Raw genomic sequence first — 19,655 nt, 5'->3', positions numbered from 1 at the left:
GGGCGCCGCCGATTGGCAATCATCAATGGGCGGGGTCAACAATCCGCCACTAAACCTCGGTCACCGTCTCGTGCCGCGCCTCGTGCCCCCAAAGCTGGAGGATGAGGCCGCCGAACAGGAGCACGGCGCCGCCGAAGCCCTGCAAAGGGGTGATCCTCTCGCCGAGCAGGATGACGGACAGGAGCACGGTGATCAGCGGTTCCAACATGCTGATGATGGAGGCGTTGGTGGCGCCGATCAGGCGCAGGCCGGCGAAGAAGCCCATGACGCCGAACAGGGTCGGGAAGACGGCGATACCGGCGATGGAAAGCCATCCGCGCGGGGTAAGCTCAAGGATCAATTCGCCTCTGGCGGCGCCGTAGCAGAGAAAGGCAAGTCCGGCGGCGGTGCAGACCCAGAGCGAGGTAACCATGGGGTCGATGTTCTTGAGGATGCGGTTGCCGATGATGATGTAGCAGCTGTAGATGACCGCGGCTCCAAGGACGGAAAGGACGCCAGCCAGTCGCGCCCCTTCGAACGACGCACCCAGCAGCAGCACGAGCCCTACCGAGCAGACCACGAGCGCGATCCCCTTCGGTGCGTTGAAACGCTCGTCCCCAACGACCAGGGCGAGAACGGTAACCAGGGCGGGATAGGTGTAAAGGAGCATCCCGGTGAGCGACGCGGGGAGGTAGTGGATGGCGTTGGCGTAAAGGCCGGACATGCCGCCGTAGCCGACCGCACCCATGAGGATGAGCTGCAGCGCAGTCCTGCGGTCCAGGCCGCAGTTGACGCCGCGGGCGCGCAGGATGCCGTAAAGGAAGATGCCGGCCAGGAGGAAACGACCCGCCAGGACCGTGCTGATGTTGGCGCCGCCGGCGAAGGCGCTTTTTATGAGGATGCCGAGCGTGGCGAATCCCGCCGCCGACGCGACGATATACCAGGCTCCCAGGTGCTTGTTATTCATGAACAAAAGTCCTTATTCCCCCTCCCCTTGCGGGAGGGGGAAAGGGGGTGGGGTAAGGTGCCCGAGGCAGGTTTGGCGCCAGTGGCCAGTTCACCCACCCCCCTGCCCCCTGCCCCCTCCCGTCGAGGGAGTGGGAGAAGATGCTTAATCTAACTGGATGGTCTGGTCGGTGATCTCGGTGAAGCTCACGTCGTGGCTCACCAGGAAGAGCTGGTCGTACCAGTGTTCGGTGACTTCCTCCTGGCCGACATCGATGGCACGGAAGGCCTTGGCCAGGTTCTCGCGCCGCTCGGCGTCGAGATTGGAGGTGGGCTCGTCGAAGAAAGCGATGCGGGCACCGATGGTCTGCAGCAGCGCCAGGCGCAGCGCCACGACGGCACTCATCATCTGCCCGCCTGAGAGCTGGTCGTCGCTGCGCTCCCTGATGGTACCGTCCACCATGTCCTTCAGGACGATCTGGTAGTTGTCGCCCCAGAAGAGTTCCTCGTCGGACTCGCAGATGCTGCGGTAGATCCGGTCGGCGCGGAAGCTGATCTCTTCCCGGAAACGCTCGGAAAGCTGGGCCGAGACGTTCTTGAACACCTGGTTACGCAAAAACTTGACCAGTTCGGCCTGCTCCTTCAGCTTCTCGATGGCAGCCAGCTTCTGCTCGATCTCGGCGGCAACCGTGCGCAAGGCGGCGGTCTCCCCCTCCAGCCGCAACACCCCTTCGGCAATGGCGCCGATCTCGGATGTAAGCCGTGTGGCCGCCATCACCAGCAGTTCCCGGTCGTGCTTCGCGGCTTCATGCTGCTCAGGGCGGTAATCGGCCACAAGCTTTGCCATTTCCGCCTGCCTGGCGGCCAGAGTCGACGCGAGTGTCTGCAATCCCCTTTGGTATTTCTCCAGTGTCTCCTGGTGCTTACCGAGTTCTTCAGCCGATTTCAGGTTGGCTATGTAGCTGTCGCGTGCCGGCTGGAAGCGGACCAGTTCTTCCTCCGCGTCCTTCACGCTCCGCTCCACATCTGCGAAAGCGGCGATCTCGGTTTTTCGGGCACCGACCTCGGTCAGCAACGCGGCCAACCGAGCGTTGTGCCGCGCCACGGACTGCTCGCGCCGGGCGGCACGTTCCTGTGCGCCGGCAAGTTCACGCTCCTTTTGTGCCAGCGCCTCCCCCCGTGCGGATAGCTCGGCAAGCTTTCGGGCGGATTCCTGAACCGGCCCGGCCGCCTGTTTCACGCGTTCTTCCAGTGTCGTTTCCAGCTTGGCGATGATGCCCTGCCAGGCATCGGTTGCCTGAGCCAGCGCGTCGCGACGCTGCTGTGGGGCAGCCGACAGGTCGAGCTCAACGCACGGCAATTGAGCCACGGAAACATCGGCAACACCGGCAGTTGCCAGCCACTCTTCAAGCGGAGCCCGAAGTGCGGGCGTGGCGATCCGGGCGTAGTTGGCGCTGAATTCTTCTTCCTGTTTACTCCGCTCCCCCCCCGCCTTGGCCAGTTCCACGGCCACCTGCTCGAGGCCTGCCAGTTCGCGAGCGGCCTGTTGCGCGGCACTCACCTGGGACGCCAGGTCGGCCGCCTCACGGTCAAGTCCGGCTATCTCGTCATCGAGGGAGGCGATACGCGCTTCGAAGAGGCCGGCCGGATCAGCCCCCTGCAGGTTCTGACAGGGTTCCTGGAAGAAGGGGCAGGCGCCCGCCCCGATCTTGTCGCGCCCCTCGACCAGGGAATGCCTGCGCCCGGCCAGTTCGGACCGCCGCGTCTGGATCTGCTCCAGCCGGACCTGGCGCGCCGCCAACTGCCCTGCCTCCGTCTTGAGCGGCTCTGAACCGGCCAGGACGCTCTCGCGTTCCCGGATCTGCCGGTCGATGTCCTCGATCCGGCTGAGTGCGACGTTGAGGTAAGGGAGCGTAGTCTCCATGGTGTGCATGGGGAGTTTGCGGAAAAGAAGGCGACTCTGCTCCGCCGCGGCCAGCCCCTGGGCCGCATCGGCTTCCAGCCTTTTCTGCTCCGCCAAGGCCGCCGCCAGTGCGTCCTGGTCGCGCTTCAGGCGCTTGCGCTCCTCGTCCATCGAAGACCTGGCGAGTTCGAGTTCCCGGCTCTCCGCATCCAGCATCGCCTGAACGCTCCCCTGCTCCTTTTCGAGGTCGGCAAGTTTCTTTTCCAGCTGGTGCTTCTGCTGTTGCTGCTCGCGCAGGGCCTTGAGCCTTGCCTCCGCCGCGTCGTACCCCTGCTTTCCTGCAGTCGAGGCCGCGACCACAGCCGCCGCCTGCCGCGACTGCTCGACCAGGAGTTGCTGGGTCGAGACGTAGTTCTTGCCGGACTCGACACGCTCCTCCAGCCCCTGCACGTCCTGTTGAACCGACTGGATCGCCACCTTTTTCGACTCCAGCGTCGTCAGCAGGGCCGTTGCGTGTTCAAGCTCCGTGGTCTTGGTCGCCAGTTCGGCCTGCTTGGTCTCGCCCTGCGCCCGCAAGACGGCCAGTTCCTCTTCCTTGGCGGGAAGGACGGCGATCTGTTCGGACTTGCTATCCACTTCCGCCTGCAGCACGTCAAGCTTTGCCTTAATGGTGCTGGTCAAAGCCTTCGTTTTATCTTGAGTCTTCCGCCAAGCGTCGATCCCCAGGATCTCGTCGAAGGCGTCCTGGCGCTTGGCAGGCTGCTTGATCACGAAGGGGCCGAGGAAGTCGTTCTGGAAGGGGCCGATCACCAGCTTGAACTGCTCCGACAGCGGACGAGCGGCGGAGAGCCCGAGCAGCTGCGCGATGCGTGCCCCGGTCTCCTCCATGTTGGCGTGCTCCTCGACCTCGAAGTCGCCACCGATTTCCTTGGCCAGAAGCCATTTGCCTGCGGTGCCCACGGTACGGGTCACCCGGTACAGCTCGCCCGGCGCCGGCTCGAACACCACAGCTATTTCGCCGCGCTTGGTCCCGATGGTGAGGAAGCGTTCGGCGTTGGAGACGAAATCCTTGGCGTCGACGCCGAACAGGGCATAGCCGATGGCCTCGAAGATGGTGCTCTTCCCCGAGCCGTTTGCGCCGGAGAGGACGTTGATTCCGGGTGAGAAGACGAGTTCCTTGTCGCGGTGCGACTTGATGTTTTTGAGGTGGACCGAGACTATGCGCACTGGTCACCTCCCGAGGAAAGCAGGCTCAGCAGCTCTTCGCCTTCCACGTCTCCCTTGAGCACCAGGTCCCGCAGCGCCAGGCTCAGGCGCGTCAGCTCCTCCACCCGCCCCTGGTAGTGGCTGTTGGCGCCGATCAACTCGCCCAGCACGTCCCGCTCGATCTCCGCGAGGCTCTTCTTGACCTTCTCCTCCCCTCCCCCTCCGGAAACCAGGGAGAGGTGGTTCTTGATCTCAAGGTGCAGCGGCTCGCAGACCTCGCACAAGGACGCGCGCAAACGGTCACGGCTCAACTCGAATGGGTGGAAGCCGACCTTCCCCGCCAGACGCACCTCCACGAGCGGGGCCCGCTCATCTCCGCACGCGGCAAGTTTCTCCGCCATCTGGCTTTTGAACCGCTCCAGGGCATCCGCGGCATTGCCCGCGCCATCAAGGTTCGCGGTGACAACCAGCATCGGGCGCGGCGAGGTGCGCCGGAATTCATGAGCGACCGCGCCGTCCGGCGCCAACGTCACCAGGTAATACCCCTTGTCGTAGCGCTCTTCCCCGAAATTGACGCAATCGGGCGAGCCGGGGTTGAACGCGTACGGGCGGCCGTCGGCATCATTGACGATGTAGGGCTTATGGCCATGGCCGAGCGCGACGTAATCGAAACATGCGGCCAGGGGCTGCGCCTCCTCGGGCTTTATGTTGCCGATCTCGACCGGCGAATAGGTCCAGACCCCGACGTGGAAGAGCAAAATGTTGCGCCTGGTGCCGATGGCGTCGCAGATGCGCGGCACGTGGTTCCCCGCCTGCGAGCCGATGTAGCCGAGACCGTAGATGTTGACTCCCTTGACCTCGATGTGCCCGCCGCTCCCCTGTTCGGGATCGAAGGGGTCGAAGAGGTAGCCGCCGTCCGCACTCCTGGCGGGGCGCAGCAAAGAGATGTAGCCCAATTGCGAGAGCGCTTCCATCCAGGAGACGCTGTCGCGGCGGTGGATCCAGTCGTGGTTTCCCTCGACGGCGAGACAGGGGATGCCGGCGTCCTTCAAGGGCTGCAGGATCTCGATGGTCTTGGCGAAGGTCTTAGGGAGGATCTGGCCGGTATGGAACAGGTCGCCGCCGATCAGGACGAAATCGACCCGTTCGCGCACGGCATCGGCGACGATGGCGTCGAAGGTGGAGAAGAAGTCCTGGTAGCGCTTGGCGTCGCAGCCGGAGCCGCGGTAGGTCTTGCCGAGATGTACGTCGGAGGTGTGGATGAAGCGAACGGGCATGGATGCTCCGGGAAAAGTGAATTGCACAGGTATAACGCCGCCCGCGGGGGCAAGTCAAGCTCTCTAACCTGGCAACTTTTGCCGCAGCTCGAAGTTCCGGCCAGGGGTCCTGCTTCAGCGCGGCAAGGCGATGGGAGGTTGGTGGCGTGCTTGGTGAACTTGCAGGCGTAGATGTTGGTACGGCAGGTGATCAGGGTCAGCGGCCGGTCGGCCAGGTAAGGGAGCGTACGCGGCGCCACCAGCTCGCAGTAGGGTTCGATGTCGTCCCGGGTGATGCGCTCGTGTGGGAACACGGGGCCGCCTTGGGCGGGCGCGGCACTGCTACCCTCCCCGGATGCCCCGGTTCGCCCTTGGCCGCGTGCCCCTCTCCCCTCTCCCCTCTCCCCTCTCCCTCCGGGAGAGGGGCGGGGGTGAGGGCGGTGCTTCGGCTTGTTCGCCGGCATCGAGGACGTCGTTTTCGTCGGGGACGTGGTGAACATCGTGCCCCCCTCCCTTGACGGGAGGGGGTTGGGGGTGGGGGAAGCGGCGTGCTTTTGCACCACGAAGATACCGCCGGGAGGCGACTGTGAACCGGAGGGCTCGCGGTGCGGCTGAAATCCCGCATCTCCCGGTAGCGCTGCAAGCCGTGTTGGTGGGACGATTTACGGTGGGATCCGCCATGTCCGCACGCCTTCTAACCGTAGGGGCGAATCATCATTCGCCCCTCTTGCCGCACCAAAGCCGCTCTTGTCATCAGCGGTGGCAGGGGCGCCGGTGGGGGCAAATGATTATCTGCCCCAACAGCGCCGGGTGGACAAGGCGCTGTTGGGCCTCCGGCGGTCCAGCCTCCCGACCTCCCCCCTCCCGACCTCCCCCTCCCGACCTCCCCCTCCGGGGGGAGGAGCGGTGGACGTCGATGCCGTGCCCGTCAGCGGGCAGCGAAGATCTCGTTGAAGAAGAGCTTCATGGCCTCGAAGGAGCGCCGGTCGGCCTTCTCGTTGTAAGCGGCCCCTTTGCTGTTGTCATTGCCGGACTTGGGATTGCTGAAGCTGTGCACCGCGTTCCCGTAGAAATTCATCTGCCAGTCCACCTTGGCGTCACGCATCTCCTTCTGGAAGGCGGCCACCTCATCCGGTTTCACGTAAGGGTCATCCGCGCCGTGCAGCGCGAGCACCTTGCCGCGTATGTTCCTTGCGTCCGCCGGGTTGGGAGTGCTGAGCCCGCCATGGAAACTGACCGTACCCAGGAGGTCGGCGCCGCTTCGCGCCAGCTCCAGCGCTGCCGTGCCGCCGAAGCAATACCCCATGACAGCCAGCCGCTTGGGATCAACCTGGGGCAACCCCGCCAGCTTCTGCAGTCCTGCCGCGGCACGCGCGCGGATGAGGCTGCGGTCGTTACCCCTGTACTTGGCCGCTTCCTTAGCCGCCTGCTCGGGCCCGGCCGGGCGCACCCCCTTGCCGTAGATGTCGGCGGCAAAGGCAACATAGCCGAGCTTGGCAAGTTGCTCAGCGCGCATCTTCTCGTATGGGCTCACTCCGGTCCACTCATGGATAATGAGCACGCCGGGGCGCTTTTCCTTGATGGAATCGTCGTACGCCAGGTATCCCTCGAGGACCGTGTCGCCCTGGTGATACTCGACGTTGTGTCCCACCACGGCGGCGCCGGCTCCTTGCGCCACCAAGGTCATCATCAAAGCCAGAAGGTACTTTTTCATGATTTCCTCCACGCTGCTGATCACCAATGAAGACGGCAAACGCAGCTCTAATTGAATCTCCGATCGTCTCATTAGCGAAGACGCCAACTACGGTCATTTTACCAAAAAGGCGCAGTTTGCTGCAGCGCCCTCTTTGCCACGTTGCTTTAATCGCGGCGCGGACGACTGGCGCGGATATTGTTCAGCCTGTCGCGTTGACACCGGTTGCACATTAAGTACGATTAGCTAATCGCATTAGCATAACAGGAGCCTGTCATGAGACAACTGAATTCGCCTCATTCTCCCGGTTGGCTGGCGTTGGTCCTCATTGGGATTTCATTGACGGGGTGCACGTCGTGGTGGGGCGGATCGCGGCAGGGGGCCAGCACCTCGCTGCAGACGGTGCAGGACGACCTGCAGTACGCGCAGCTAAAGACACGAGAAACGCGCAAGGCGCTTGATGACGTGAAGTTCGCCGACGAAGCCGACCTGCCGCGGGCCTACCGCGCCTTCAGGGACGAGGTGAACTTCATGACCGGCGCTGGGGAGAAGCTGGTGCAGCACGCCGACGGGATGCATTACCAGGGGAACTCGTACCTGGTGGAGGCTGAAAGTTCGGCAGGGGAATGTCGCTACCCGAGGCTGTCACGAAATGCACGGCTGCCGCGCATGGAGCTGGGAGATGCGTTCGAGCCCATCGCGGAACAGGGGCAAGCGGTACAGCGGGCCTACCGCGCCTTCGAATTCGACATCGGGGCCATCGAGGAGCACCTGTCCCGGGAGTTGAGCGAGCAGGGTGTGAGAGACATGGAAATATTCATGCGCAAGAGCGAAGTGGATGCGGACAACCTCTTGTACGAACTCGAAGCGGAGCTTGCAGCGGTAGACAGGGCCCGGAAGGCATACGACGAATCGCCCCGGGGTACCGGAGCAGGTACTCCCTAGAAGGAATCACCCTTGTCAGCGTTGAGGGGAAGCTGGCAGTGCAGGCACTTGCGCAGGTAAAGCAGCGCCATGCCCTGCATGTGATAGTAATTGCGGCAGCGCGGGCAACGAGCGGTGGCGGAATAGAACATGACGCAAAGCAGCACAGCGAACCAGGCGAAAAACACGGGCATGGAACCGCTGAAGGAATGGGTGATCCTCTGGGTCACGTACATGGTGGGAAGGTAAACGATGAGGACGATCCAGAGACACCAGCGGCGTTTGCGCACCGCGGCCAAGCCGCTGGCGATGACAGCCGGCTCGATGACTTCGGCAGCTTCAGCCTTGGCGGTTCCGGGGGCAGCTTCAGCATTGGCAGTTTCGGCCGCGACGGCGGCCTCTTCGACTTCGTGACGGTCCAGGTGAACCTCCCTTCAGCCTTTAGTTCTGGGCACCTTCCCGATATTTCATGGTGAGCCCCTTGAGAAAATTGCGCAGCATCTGGTCGCCGCAGGGCTTGTAATTATCTTGCCCCTTGGCGCGGAACACCGCACTCAGCTCGGACTTGGAGACCGGAAACTTGGCGAGCTTGAAGATCGCCAGCATCTCGTCCTCTTTCAGGCTCAGGGCGATGCGGATCTTCTTGAGGGTGTCGTTGTTGGTCAGTTGAGCGGATGAGGGGGGCGTAGTGCCATCCCCCCCTTCCCGCTTGCCCCGCTTCAAGGCGATCAGGCCGTCCAGGAACGCCTGCAGTACCTCATCGCTGCACTCGCGGAAACCTTCCTCATCATCCTTCTTGACCAAGCTGGTGATGTCCGCCTGCCCCATCTTCATGTCCGAAAGCCGGAAGGCCTCCACAACAGCCTGGTTGTTGAGGTTCAGCGCGTAGCGCAATCTGCGGAAGACGTCGTTATTGGTCATCGGGTGCTCCTGTCTGTTCATGCGGGCCGCAGCCCGGTTACTACATAGCATTTAACCTATGCGGTCTGCAAGTTAAGTTATTGAGGCGCGCTTTCGATTTGCAAGGCCTCGCGCAGTTGCCGGGACACCTCTCGCAACAGTCGGGAAACCGTCCGCAACTGTCAGCCCCCCCCCTCCGAGATGGTCGGGACACCTCACACACCAGCCGGCATCCCCCTCGCGTTTGCCGGGGATCCTTTCGCGTTTGTCGGGAGCATCCTCCGAACAGGCGTTGCAGGACCCTTCGCGCATGTGGCAAGACCTCTCGCATCCGTGCCACATACATGACAAGGCCCCTCTGCCATGCGCAGAGGGGCCTTGTCATGTCGTGGATTGCCGGGGACCAGATTATGCGGCGACGGCAGCCTGCATCCCTGCCTCCTCAACGGGCAGCGGCAATCCGAGAATGGCATCAATCTCTGCGGCGTCGAGGGTTTCCTTGGCAACGAGTTCCTGGGTCAGCCTTTCCAGGGCATCCATGTTGTTCCGCAACAAGGCGACCACATCGGAATAGCAACCAGTGACGATGGAACGGATTTCATTGTCAATCTCCCGGGCAGTAACGTCGCTGAAGCCTTTCTTCGCGTTCCCGCCGTTGTCGGTGCTCTCGTTGTGCCCGAAAGCGACGGGACCGAAGGCGCGGGACATACCCCACTCGCCGACCATCTTGCGCGCTGTGTCGGTGGCACGTGCCAGGTCGTTCCCTGCCCCCGTGGTGGTGGTGCTGTAGATGAGTTCCTCGGCAGCGCGCCCCCCCATGAGCACCTTCAAGTGGGCGACCAGCATCTCCTTGGTGTAGCAGTAGATGTCCTCTTCGGGGATCTGAATCGTCACCCCCATCGCCCGCCCTCTCGGGATGATGGTTACCTTGTGAACCGGGTCGCACCCCGGGGTCAGCTTTGCCACCAGCACGTGCCCGGCCTCGTGGTATGCGGTGGAGAGCTTCAATTTGTCCGACAGGACCATCGATTTCTTCTCGGCCCCCATCAACACCTTGTCCTTGGCGAGGTCGAAATCTATCATCTCGACGGAGCCCTTGTTGGAGCGCGCAGCGAGGATGGCGGCTTCGTTCACCACGTTGGCCAGGTCGGCGCCGGAGAAGCCGGGGGTGCCCCGGGCGATCACCATCAGGTCGACCTCCTCGTGCAGCGGGACGTTCTTCGCGTGCACCTTGAGGATCGCTTCACGCCCCCTGATGTCGGGGGAGCCCACGGTGACCTGGCGGTCGAAACGCCCGGACCGCAAGAGAGCTGCATCGAGGATTTCGGGACGATTGGTTGCGGCGAGGAGGACGATCCCCGCGTTGACCTCGAAGCCGTCCATCTCGACCAGCAGCTGGTTCAGGGTCTGGTCGCGCTCGTCGCTCGCGCCGCCACCGGCGGCAGCGTCGCGCTTGCGCCCGACCGCGTCGATCTCGTCGATGAAAACGATGCAGGGCGCCGCCTTCTTGGCCTGTGCGAACAGGTCTCTCACCCGGGAGGCGCCCACGCCGACGTACATCTCGACGAATTCGGACCCGGATATCGAGAAGAAAGGAACGTCGGCCTCACCCGCGACCGCCCGTGCGATGAGGGTTTTGCCGGTTCCCGGAGGGCCTACCAGGAGCACCCCGGTGGGCATCTTGCCGCCCAAGGTGGAAAACTTCTCGGGATCCTTCAGAAACTCAACCGTATCGAGAAGTTCCGTCTTGGCTTCTTCGGCGCCGGCGACGTCGCCGAAGCGTACGGCCGATTGCGAGTAGTCGACCATCCTGGCCCGGCTTTTACCAATGCCGGTGAAACGCCTGAGCACCGCAAACAGGAAGACGGCTATGGCGACCAGGAAACCGATTTCGAACCAGTTGGGTCCGCTGGAAGGAGGTGTGGACGAAAAGTCGACCTTTTTGGCGATGAGCAGGTCGCCCAGGTAGGCGCCCGCCGGGAGAAAGAGGCTGAATTTCTCGCCGTTTGTGGCATGAGCGGTGATCTCGTCGCCGACGATCCTCACTTTGGCTATGTTGCCGGCTGAAACTTTCTGGATGAAGGTGGTGTAGCTGATTTGCCTGCTATGGTCAGCATGTGATTGTTGCCAGGAATAGAGGCCATATCCGGCCACGGCCAAAAAGCTCAATGACAGCCCCAACAACATAAGCTTCTTGTTTCTCGTGTTCCCCATAGTTCTCCAATTACTACTGTAGTAGTAATAACGTCACGGCTTATACAATACAAACTTTAGCTATGTTAACCGTAACAGTGAAATGTGCTTATTGTTTTTTAAGCGTAGAAACAACAATTAGCACTTGCTAAATCGAAATCAGACGACCTCTAAAAAATTGAATATCTATTTTTACTTCAGCAGGAAGATTTTTGTACACACAATTTTTTTTCATTTTTAAAAGGCGTGGAAGAAGTAATGAATGCGGGGAGATAGAAAAAGGGAGGAGAAACAAAAAAGAGGCACCCTTTTGGGGTGCCTCTTTGGGCAGCAGTGCCGGAAGCGAACTTATTTGCGCAGCAGTTTCACGATGGCGGAGAAATCCTCCTCGCCTCTGCCGTCCTTGACGGCCTGGTCGTAAATTTCGGCCACGGTCTTGGCCGCAGGGAGATCAAGCCCGAGTTTCTCGGCCATCTCCAGTACGCGGCGCATCTGCGAGTCGACATACTTGAGCGCCAGATTGCGGCTGAAATCGCCACGCGCAATGGAACGCCCCTTGGAGTGGAACAGCGGCGAGGCGACCCCGCCGGAATCGAGCACCTCGAGGATCTTGTCGGGCTTGAAGCCCATCTTCTCGCCGAACACGAGCCCTTCGGAAAGCGACTGCATCATCTCGGCCTGAAGCAGGTTCACGATCAGCTTCATGCGGGTCGCATCACCGATCTTGCCGATGTGGATGATATTGAGCCCGAAGTAGGAGAAAGGTTCACGGCAGCGTCCCAAAAGGGCCTCGTCGCCTCCGGCCAGGATGGTGAGCAGACCGTTGGCCGCATGCTCCTTGCTCCCCCAGACCGGCGCCTCCAGGAACATGACCCGGCGCTGCTTGGCCTCCTCGGCCATGCGCTCGATGGTTTCCAGGCAGTGTGTGCCCATGTCGACCAGAATGGTGCCGGGATCGATCCCTTCCAGGACTCCGTTCTCGCCAAAAACCAGGTACTTGCTCTCCGGCACGATGACGATGACCAGGTCCTGCCCCTTGGCAGTCGCCATCGGCGATTCGCCGACCTTCACGCCGAGTTTGGAAAGTTCGGCCATCGCACTTGCGTCCTGGTCAAACACCGTTAATTGATAGTCCGACTTGGCAAGGTTGGCTGCCATGTGAACACCGACGGTGCCCAGTCCCACAAAACCTATCTTTTTAAGCATGATCCCCCCAAGAGTGGCTGATGCAACGCACCAGCGGATATCATCTTTATTCAGCTGTTCAAGCTCAAGGCCCCATTATACTCAAAGAGCAAGTTTGTGCAACACTGTTTTATCTTGATTTGGCAACTGACACCCTGTCACAAAGCAGATACAGCGGACATGTTGAGCAACGCGGAGAAACCGGCGTACACTGGTTCTGCCCGAAAGTAACTAAAAGATCGTTGATTATAATCCAGTACTGCGCCGGAAGCTTCTTTCTCAGGGCGAATTCTGTCTGCTCAGGGGTCTTTGTCGTAACGTACCCCCAGCGGTTGCAGATCCGGTGCACGTGGATGTCGACGCAGATGCCGGGCTTGCCGAACCCCAGTGTCAGCACCAGGTTGGCCGTTTTTCTCCCCACTCCCCTGAAGGTGAGCAGCGTCTCCAGGTCGTCGGGAACGGCGCCGTGATACTGCTCACACAGTATCCGCGAGATATCCAGGATCTGTTCCGCCTTGACCCTGTAGAAACCGACGGGGTAAATGGCGCTCTCGATACGCTGCAGATCGAGCAAGGCCATTTTCCCGGGATTATCGGCCAGGGCGAAGAGGCGGGCGGATGCCTCAGCCGTAGTCTGGTCGCGGGTCCTGAGCGACAGGATGCAGGAAACCAGCACCTTGAAAGGATCCCCGTCCTGCGTGGCGACGATGGTCACCGCGGGACTCACCCAGGACTTCACCGCCTCGGTCAGGATCGCAACGGCCCGGTGGATCTGGTCATCCTTCATCTAGAGCCTGTTGGTGATGACGCGCATCACCAGCACCCCCATGATTGAAGCAAGCAGGCCTACGCAAACCAGCAGAATGCCGATGCTGCGCCCTTCGCCCCAACCGAGCAGATCCTGGTTCTTCATAAAAGCTATCAGGCCAAGACCGGTAAAGGTGAGAATTCCACCTATGATGAACGTTGACAGAGCGAACACCGCACCTGCCATACCCTTTGTTTTCGCCACACACACCTCTGCTTCATTTTGAAAAGTAATGCTTCCTTATACTAGATGGTACCGGTCAAGGCAACTGATAAGTGCGCCCTTAACGGTTGCACAAACGTGAGAAAGCCCTATAATGGCGGGATTCAAATTCTGGGGAGACACATGAAAGAACTGGTAGACCTGCATATGCACTCCACGTTTTCGGATGGGGTGCGCACCCCGACCGAACTGGTGGCCATGGCGAAGGGACTGGGCCTCAAGGCGATCGCGCTGGCCGATCATGACGCCGTGGACGGCATCGATGAGGCGCTCGCCGCGGGCGCGACCGCCGGCGTGGAGGTGCTTCCCGCCGTGGAATTTTCAGTGGCCTACGGCTCCTTCCGCGACGTACACCTGCTCGGATACCTGCTCGATCACAGGGATCCGCAACTGCATCTGATTCTCAAGGAGTTCCGGGACAGGAGGGAGGCCCGCGGCGACGCCATCGTGGAACGGATCAACGAAAAGCTCGCCACAGAGGGGAGAGCGCCCATATCCAGTGCCGAGGCGGCAGCCCTGGCGGGAGGTGCGCTGGGACGCCCGCACATCGCCCAGGTTCTGATGGGCAAGGGGTACGCCCGCGACATGCAGGACGCCTTCGTGCGCTACCTGCTCCCGTGCGACGTGCCCAAGCGCTACTTCCCGATGGAAGACGCCCTGGCAACCATACAGAGGCTCGGAGGGGTAGCGGTACTGGCCCACCCCACCACCATCACCAACGACCGCGAGACGCTCAACACGATCATCGATCAGCTCTGCGCCATGGGGCTATCCGGTGTCGAGGCCTTCAACAACGTCTGCAATGACCAGGAAAGCGCCTTCCTGGTCTCCATTGCCGGGAAAAAAGGGCTTATCTGGACCGGCGGTTCCGATTACCACGGCATCGAGGAAGGGATCTGCATGGGCACCGGCAAGGGCTCCATGGCCATCCCCTATAGCTGCGTGGAGGCCTTGAAGCGGGTGCAAAGGGAAAGAGGCTAAGGGCTGACAAAACAAAGGGGCTGGTAGCTGGGGGCTCGGGATGGAAAACCGAAATGGTTTCTCCCCGCGCACCTAGCGCCCAGCCCCTCTTTTTTCGCTGCCCGTCCCTAGTCCCTAGTCCCTAGTCTTTGACAGGCTTATAGCTGAGCACATCCAGCTCACTCTCGACATCGTTCACACCTTCGACAGATTTGGCCAGCTCGATGGCCTCCTCGATCTCCTCCTCGCTCTGCACGTGGCCGGCCAAGGTGACCACCCCGTCCTCACAGCTGATGCAGAACTTAAGGGCCCGGGCCAGCGAAGACTTGAGCAGCTCGGCCTCGACCCTCTTGGCCACGATCAGGTCTTCGAGCAGCGCCATGGACTCCTCCTCGCCTTCCTTGAGACGGGCATCCTTGGACGCGGCGATGACTGCTTCTATCATGGCATGCTGACTGGAAGCCTTGGTGTTGAAGATGAGGTCATAGGCCAGCGGATCGTTCCAGTCGCGGTCGAAGTAGAAATGGATGAAGCCGCCCAACTGGTGGTCGCTTCTCCTGATCAGCTCGCGGGCCAGATCCGGGTCGATCCATTCCCTTTCGGCGAACTTTTCCACCCTGTCTTCAAAGGGCGCAATGAAGCGGACCCTCAGCACGTTGGTCAATACTTTGATGAGATCCTGCGCGCCCCTTCCGTAAAGGATCACGTTACCCTTCTTGGCGCAGTCCAGCAGGATGAGTTCCATGGTGGCAAGGTGCGCGGCTTGGAGGCGGTCCTCGGCGGTCCGGTATGACGGGGGCTTCTCGTCCACCCGTTCCAGGATCTCGGGGGTGAGGCCGTATGCGGGGGCCAGTTCCTCGATCTTCACACGGTCAACGAGGGTGTACTTGAGCTTTTTCGCCAGTTCCTTGGCAATGGCATAGGCGCCGGTACCCATCTCCCTGGATATTGTGATGATTGCCATGCAAGCCTCCTTTGCTAATGAGAAACCGCCGCATCATAGCATGTAAACTCGTCCGTATACAAGGAATTTTGATGATTTCAAGAAACCGCACGCGGGGTAGAGGCAGGCCAGATGTGGGACAAGCGTGGATGCGCGTGGGAGAGGAGCCCTCCCCCACGCGCGATGGAGCTAGTAGTTTTCGGCCACGCGCTCGAAGTATCCCTTCGGGTGGTGACAGACCGGGCAGATGTCCGGCGCGTCGGTCGCTTCGTGGATATGGCCGCAGTTGCGGCATTTCCAGCTGGTGGGGAGCTCCTCTTTGAAGACAGTCCCCTCTTCTATCGAAGCCAGCAGCGCCTTGTAGCGCTCCTGGTGAGCCTTCTCGATGGCGGCGATGCCGTCGAACATGGCGGCGATGGCGGTAAAGCCTTCTTCACGGGCCTCCTTGGCCATGCGGGGGTACATGTCGATCCACTCCGCATACTCGCCAGCCGCAGCGGCCTTGAGGTTGGTGATGGTGTCGCCGAGCCCGGAGAGCGCCTTGAAATGCAGCTTGGCATGCTCCTTCTCGTTCTCCGCGGTTTCGAGGAACAGTGCAGCGATCTGCTCGTAACCTTCCTTCTTGGCAACCGCCGCATAGTAGGTGTACTTGTTACGCGCCATCGACTCGCCGGCGAATGCATCCTGCAGGTTCTTCTCGGTCTTGCTTCCTTTTAGTTCCGCCATGCTCTGTTCTCCTTTCAAAGTAGTCCTTCCCCTTTTACCAAGACAGGTCCGGGGTCAGTCGATTCCCACCCTCTTCACCCCCTCGATGGAGCTCAGCCGCGCCAGGAGGTCTGCCGAGGTCGCCGTCTTGGGTTGTTTCACCTGGAACTCCAGGAACATGACGCCATGTTCCATGTCCCTTTGCAGCTTGGCGTCCATTCGTTCGATGCCGCTTGCCCCCATGGTCTCGTAGACCCGCGAGATGAAATCGCCGCGGTCCTCCCCCCAGACCTTGACCAGCACGTAGGTGTCGCGCGACAGCCGCTTCTCCACTTCCTTCAGCAGCAGCAGGTTCGCAAGCGCCACCAGGGTCACAGAAACGGCCAGCCAGAACAGGCCGATGCCGCAGGCGACGCCAAGGGCCGCCGCGACCCAGAGGCAGGCAGCGGTGGTAAGGCCGCGAATCGAGGCACGCTCGCGGATGATGGCGCCGGCGCCAAGAAAACCGATGCCGGTGACGACCTGGGCGGCCACCCTTCCGGGATCGACGCCGACCGGGCCGCTACCGCTGAAATTGCCGAAGATGCGGTAGATCTCCAGCGAGGTGATGCTGAAAAGGCACGACCCGAGAGAGACCAGCAGGTGAGTCCGGAACCCGGCGGGACGGCCGTGGATCTCACGCTCAAGGCCGATCAGCCCCCCCAGGAACGAGGCGAGCATCAGGCGGCACAACATGTGGACATCGAATTCGGGCCCCAACGGCTACTCCTCGGAAAGCCCGAGCGACAGGGTCAGCACCACGGTCTTCTCCCGGTCGCCGCTACGGATGGTGAGCGGAACGCGGATCAGATCACCGGCGGTCACCGGGTCGCCAGCTATCTCCAGGGAAAGCGCATCTTGCGCGGGTGCCGCCATGGCCGGGGCAGCCGTTGCCTGCACGGCAGGGGCCTGCGCGGGAGCGGGCGCAGCCGGGGGAGCGTCCGGGGCACGGTGAGCCGGAGCCGCCGGAGCGGGACTTTCCACCATGTGCTGCAGCCCTTCGCCGCTTGATATGGCCTCGGTACCTTTGGCACGCAGCCCGGTCAAAACGCTCTTCACCAGCGCCATGAGCCCCTGCAGGACCCCATCGCCGGTATGGCTGCTGGTCTTGAAGCTCACCAGGCGCGACGGGTTCAGCTGCCGTTCCAGCTGGTCCAGGGGAGCCGCGTCGGGGAGATCGCTCTTGTTGTACTGCAGGATCGCAGGGATGCCCCCCAAGGACTGGCCGTACCCGCTCAAGTACTCCCCGAGCTGTTTAAGCGAGGCTTCATTGTCGGCTAGCCGCTGCGGCGCTGAGTCCGCGACGAACACGACACCGTCGGCGCCCTTGAGGACCATCTTCCACGCGGCGGGATCGACCTGCGGCCCCGAGACGGTGTAGAGGTGGAACCGGACCCGGAAGCCGTCGACGTTGCCGTCGCCGGGCGGGGTGAAATCGAAGAACAGCATGCGCGCGCCCTGCACGCTCATGACCTTCAACGCACCGCGGAATTCCGGTTTCAGCTTGTTGAACACGTGCCGGAGGCTGGTACCCTTCCCCGCCTGCCCGGGCCCGAAAAATACTATCTTCGCGTTTATTTCGCGTTTTGCCTGGTTCACAAGAGCCATGCGAGATCCCCCTGAATTACGCTTTTTCCTTCCTGCTCAACAGAATCTTGCGCGCCTGCGTCGCAATAACCGTGCTGATGTTCTTGCTTTTGGCGAGGTTGGCAAGATCCTTCTCCCCAAGGGTCCCCAGGAAGCGGAGCGCGTTGGGCAAAGGCGTCTTGTGGTTTTCCACCAGGGCCTTCCTGATCTGCCCGTTCTTGATCCACTCCTTGTTGGCGCAGATGACCCGGATCACCTCGTCATTTTGTATCTGCGACTTGGCGATGGTGAGCACCTCGGATTCGGTCATACGCGGATTCTTGATCGCGGCACCCGAGACGAGCTTGTTGTTGTCCTTGATCAGGATGGTGCGCCACTCCTTGTCCCCGGTCATAGCCATCTTGATCTTGTCGCTAACCCCCATCGATTGCGACATCTGGTACTTGGACTGGTACTCCTCCTCGTCGATAGGCTCGTCGTCGTCCGGACCGGGAGCCTCATCCCCCTCATCCACCTCTTCCAGGTCGTGCTCCTTGTGGGGCGCAGCGTGTTGCGCCACCGGCTGGGGAGCGTTCGCGGCGGCGGCAACGCCCTGCGCCCGGAGAAAGGCCGAGGCCTTCTCGCTCAGGTTGGGGTGGCCCAAGAGGAGCGGCGCGACGTCGGGTCTCTTCCAGTGCAGTTGCACCAGGGCCTCCAGGATCTGAGGATGGAGCTCGCGGTCGGACAGGACCTGCTCCAGCAGCGGCCGGTCAAGCGAACGCAGCGTTGCCATCGCCTGCTGTTTCACCTGCTGGTCGGAGTCGTGGCAGAGGTAGTACAGAAGCACCACCAGGTCCCCCGGCGGGAGTTCGACGCCGCCGGACGCGGCACGAAGCCGGTTCTCCCTGGGCTTGCCGGCCCCGATGTACGGGGCCGCAGCCGCAGAAATCCTGAAGGTTACTTTCGTAGACACCCGGCTATTTCCCTGCCTTGACGACCTTCGCCGAAAGTCCGGTTTTCTTGAGGTTGGCCGCCGCCTTCTCGGCGCTGGTCGGATCCGCGAAGCTGCCTCCGCGAACCTTCACCACCGTCACCGGGATGTTGGCGTTTTTAAGCACCAGGCGAACCCCCTTGTCGTAGAGACGGTCCTGCTCCACGGCAGCCTTACCTTCCCTCATGAAGGAGCCGGCGTAGACAGCGTAACGCCCCCCCTCCTTCAGCATGAAGGCGTTGGGCGCCACCCCTTTCAGGCGCCCGAGTTCCTCGGCGGCCTCGTCGCGGCTTGCGAAATCGGCCAGGAACAGACGGTGCATCGGCTCACCCTTGTGGGTCTTGGTGGTGACCACAGGTGCGACACCGGCCTTTTTGAGCTTGGCGGTCACGGAGGCGACTTCGCTTTCGGCAACCTCGGTATCGAGTTCCAGGGCGAACGCGCCCGGTTTCGCCTTGGCAGCGGCCTTGGTTGCCTTGGTTACCTTGGCGGGCTTGGTCTCTTTGACCTCCTTGGCGGCAGGCTTGGATTCCTTGGCGGCGGCAGATTTTGCTTCCTTGCCAGCGGCGGGTTTGGTCTCCTTGGCCGCTGCAGCGGGTTTGGCTTCCTTTGCCGCGAGTTTCGCCTCCTTCGCGGCCGGCTTGGTCTCCTTACCCGGGGCGGGTTTGGCTTCCTTCGCCGCGGCGGACGGTTTGGCCTCCTTGGCTGCCGCGGCAGGTGCAGCGGCTGCAGGCTTGCCGGGGTGTGGGGCAGGCGCCGGTTTGGCGGCCGGAGCGGCCGGTGCCGGTGCGCCTGGTTTCGCCGCCGCGGCGGCGGGCACCCCGGGCTTGGCGGCCGGAGCGGGTTTCGCTTCCCCCGGCTTGCCGGCAGGGGCGGTATTTGCCTCGCCAGGCTTGGCCTCACCCGGCTTGCCGGCCGTGCCCTGGGCGGAAGATGCGGCATCCTGGGGGCGCGGCGGCAGCGGCTTTTTCACGACGGCCGGGGCGGGCGCGGGCGGCGGAGGCGCGGAGGCCTCATTACGCGGCTTGATCAGTCCGGTGAAAAAGTAAAGGTAGGCAAAAAGGGCGATGAGCAGTAGCAGAAGCAAAAGGAGCCGCTGTTGCGAGCTCTTCTTTTGTTCCACGGTTTCATCTTCTTCCGGTGTAAATTGCTTCGCCATCTGGCTCATCCTCCCTGGTCATGACATTCGAAATTAAGCCTGCCCGGGCTCCCACCTTCGCCGAGGCTACGGTGGACA

At 61.9% G+C, this 19,655-nt stretch carries 18 protein-coding genes; 2 read left to right on the top strand and 16 right to left on the bottom strand.

The genetic code is table 11. From position 1 onward, the window contains the following. Positions 1 to 49: 49 nt before the first annotated feature. The 4 genes from KP001_RS04750 to KP001_RS04735 all read right to left on the bottom strand — a co-directional run bounded on the left by KP001_RS04750 (position 50) and on the right by KP001_RS04735 (position 7,003). Positions 50 to 946, bottom strand: coding sequence for a DMT family transporter (locus KP001_RS04750; protein WP_217288423.1), 897 nt, complete (start codon positions 944 to 946; stop codon positions 50 to 52). Between the two features lie 144 nt (positions 947 to 1,090). After that, positions 1,091 to 4,054, bottom strand: a complete 2,964-nt coding sequence (locus KP001_RS04745) for an AAA family ATPase (RefSeq protein WP_217288422.1) — start codon at positions 4,052 to 4,054, stop codon at positions 1,091 to 1,093. Continuing rightward, on the bottom strand, positions 4,045 to 5,310 hold the full coding sequence (locus tag KP001_RS04740) for a metallophosphoesterase family protein (RefSeq protein ID WP_217288421.1): 1,266 nt from the start codon (positions 5,308 to 5,310) through the stop codon (positions 4,045 to 4,047). Before KP001_RS04740 ends, KP001_RS04745 begins: the two co-directional genes overlap by 10 nt. Positions 5,311 to 6,217: 907 nt before the next feature. Then, entirely contained in the window at positions 6,218 to 7,003 is a 786-nt protein-coding gene (locus tag KP001_RS04735) for a dienelactone hydrolase family protein (RefSeq protein WP_217288420.1), read from the bottom strand. Between the two features lie 255 nt (positions 7,004 to 7,258). Between KP001_RS04735 and KP001_RS04730 the strand changes: the two genes are divergently transcribed. After that, a complete protein-coding gene (locus KP001_RS04730; RefSeq protein ID WP_217288419.1) occupies positions 7,259 to 7,927 on the top strand; it encodes a hypothetical protein in 669 nt (222 codons plus the stop codon). Here KP001_RS04730 and KP001_RS04725 read toward each other — a convergent pair. From KP001_RS04725 to KP001_RS04700, 6 genes are all read right to left on the bottom strand, one after another. Further along, complete coding sequence (locus tag KP001_RS04725) at positions 7,924 to 8,196, bottom strand: hypothetical protein (protein ID WP_239027893.1); 273 nt, start codon at positions 8,194 to 8,196, stop codon at positions 7,924 to 7,926. The two genes, KP001_RS04730 and KP001_RS04725, sit on opposite strands and share 4 nt — an antisense overlap. 151 nt (positions 8,197 to 8,347) lie before the next feature. Then, positions 8,348 to 8,827: a YehS family protein gene (locus KP001_RS04720; protein WP_217288418.1), complete on the bottom strand. Its 480-nt coding sequence runs from the start codon at positions 8,825 to 8,827 to the stop codon at positions 8,348 to 8,350. 387 nt (positions 8,828 to 9,214) lie between these two features. Further along, entirely contained in the window at positions 9,215 to 11,020 is a 1,806-nt protein-coding gene (gene ftsH / locus KP001_RS04715) for an ATP-dependent zinc metalloprotease FtsH (RefSeq protein ID WP_217288417.1), read from the bottom strand. A 327-nt stretch (positions 11,021 to 11,347) separates the two neighbouring features. After that, entirely contained in the window at positions 11,348 to 12,205 is an 858-nt protein-coding gene (locus KP001_RS04710) for an NAD(P)-dependent oxidoreductase (protein ID WP_217288416.1), read from the bottom strand. A 109-nt stretch (positions 12,206 to 12,314) separates the two neighbouring features. Next, the gene (locus tag KP001_RS04705; RefSeq protein WP_217288415.1) at positions 12,315 to 12,971 is read right to left on the bottom strand and encodes an endonuclease III domain-containing protein; all 657 of its coding nucleotides are present in this window, start codon (positions 12,969 to 12,971) and stop codon (positions 12,315 to 12,317) included. Next, complete coding sequence (locus tag KP001_RS04700) at positions 12,972 to 13,196, bottom strand: hypothetical protein (RefSeq protein WP_217288414.1); 225 nt, start codon at positions 13,194 to 13,196, stop codon at positions 12,972 to 12,974. It lies immediately after the preceding gene. 141 nt (positions 13,197 to 13,337) lie between these two features. Here KP001_RS04700 and KP001_RS04695 point away from each other — a divergent pair, with 141 nt between their 5' ends. Further along, positions 13,338 to 14,195, top strand: a complete 858-nt coding sequence (locus KP001_RS04695; RefSeq protein WP_217288413.1) for a PHP domain-containing protein — start codon at positions 13,338 to 13,340, stop codon at positions 14,193 to 14,195. A 121-nt stretch (positions 14,196 to 14,316) separates the two neighbouring features. Here KP001_RS04695 and KP001_RS04690 read toward each other — a convergent pair whose 3' ends face one another. The 6 genes from KP001_RS04690 to KP001_RS04665 all read right to left on the bottom strand — a co-directional run bounded on the left by KP001_RS04690 (position 14,317) and on the right by KP001_RS04665 (position 19,577). Beyond that, positions 14,317 to 15,138, bottom strand: a complete 822-nt coding sequence (locus tag KP001_RS04690; protein WP_217288412.1) for a cytidylate kinase family protein — start codon at positions 15,136 to 15,138, stop codon at positions 14,317 to 14,319. 168 nt (positions 15,139 to 15,306) lie between these two features. Beyond that, positions 15,307 to 15,843 (bottom strand): rubrerythrin, encoded by a 537-nt coding sequence (gene rbr, locus KP001_RS04685; protein WP_217288411.1) that lies wholly within the window; start codon positions 15,841 to 15,843, stop codon positions 15,307 to 15,309. Positions 15,844 to 15,897: 54 nt separating this feature from the next. Continuing rightward, complete coding sequence (locus KP001_RS04680; RefSeq protein ID WP_224956712.1) at positions 15,898 to 16,581, bottom strand: MgtC/SapB family protein; 684 nt, start codon at positions 16,579 to 16,581, stop codon at positions 15,898 to 15,900. Between the two features lie 3 nt (positions 16,582 to 16,584). Further along, positions 16,585 to 17,469 carry a GTP-binding protein gene (locus KP001_RS04675; protein WP_217288410.1) on the bottom strand — a complete coding sequence of 295 codons (885 nt, stop codon included), beginning with the start codon at positions 17,467 to 17,469 and terminating at the stop codon, positions 16,585 to 16,587. A gap of 16 nt (positions 17,470 to 17,485) precedes the next feature. Continuing rightward, on the bottom strand, positions 17,486 to 18,400 hold the full coding sequence (locus KP001_RS04670) for a hypothetical protein (protein WP_217288409.1): 915 nt from the start codon (positions 18,398 to 18,400) through the stop codon (positions 17,486 to 17,488). A 4-nt stretch (positions 18,401 to 18,404) separates the two neighbouring features. Further along, positions 18,405 to 19,577: an SPOR domain-containing protein gene (locus tag KP001_RS04665; protein WP_217288408.1), complete on the bottom strand. Its 1,173-nt coding sequence runs from the start codon at positions 19,575 to 19,577 to the stop codon at positions 18,405 to 18,407. Positions 19,578 to 19,655: the final 78 nt, after the last annotated feature.

It is taken from the genome of Geomonas subterranea (assembly GCF_019063845.1).
Classification (GTDB): domain Bacteria; phylum Desulfobacterota; class Desulfuromonadia; order Geobacterales; family Geobacteraceae; genus Geomonas; species Geomonas subterranea.
This window is presented reverse-complemented; position numbering and strand designations above follow the sequence as displayed.

Bases quoted from the DNA above. Each gene is read 5' to 3' on its own strand.
- KP001_RS04750 (WP_217288423.1), bottom strand. From the start codon at position 946: ATGAATAACAAGCACCTGGGAGCCTGGTATATCGTCGCGTCGGCGGCG.
- KP001_RS04735 (WP_217288420.1), bottom strand. From the start codon at position 7,003: ATGAAAAAGTACCTTCTGGCTTTGATGATGACCTTGGTGGCGCAAGGA.
- KP001_RS04740 (WP_217288421.1), bottom strand. From the start codon at position 5,310: ATGCCCGTTCGCTTCATCCACACCTCCGACGTACATCTCGGCAAGACC.
- rbr (WP_217288411.1), bottom strand. From the start codon at position 15,843: ATGGCGGAACTAAAAGGAAGCAAGACCGAGAAGAACCTGCAGGATGCA.
- KP001_RS04705 (WP_217288415.1), bottom strand. From the start codon at position 12,971: ATGAAGGATGACCAGATCCACCGGGCCGTTGCGATCCTGACCGAGGCG.
- KP001_RS04710 (WP_217288416.1), bottom strand. From the start codon at position 12,205: ATGCTTAAAAAGATAGGTTTTGTGGGACTGGGCACCGTCGGTGTTCAC.
- KP001_RS04730 (WP_217288419.1), top strand. From the start codon at position 7,259: ATGAGACAACTGAATTCGCCTCATTCTCCCGGTTGGCTGGCGTTGGTC.
- ftsH (WP_217288417.1), bottom strand. From the start codon at position 11,020: ATGGGGAACACGAGAAACAAGAAGCTTATGTTGTTGGGGCTGTCATTG.
- KP001_RS04675 (WP_217288410.1), bottom strand. From the start codon at position 17,469: ATGGCTCTTGTGAACCAGGCAAAACGCGAAATAAACGCGAAGATAGTA.
- KP001_RS04665 (WP_217288408.1), bottom strand. From the start codon at position 19,577: ATGGCGAAGCAATTTACACCGGAAGAAGATGAAACCGTGGAACAAAAG.
- KP001_RS04720 (WP_217288418.1), bottom strand. From the start codon at position 8,827: ATGACCAATAACGACGTCTTCCGCAGATTGCGCTACGCGCTGAACCTC.
- KP001_RS04690 (WP_217288412.1), bottom strand. From the start codon at position 15,138: ATGGCAATCATCACAATATCCAGGGAGATGGGTACCGGCGCCTATGCC.
- KP001_RS04695 (WP_217288413.1), top strand. From the start codon at position 13,338: ATGAAAGAACTGGTAGACCTGCATATGCACTCCACGTTTTCGGATGGG.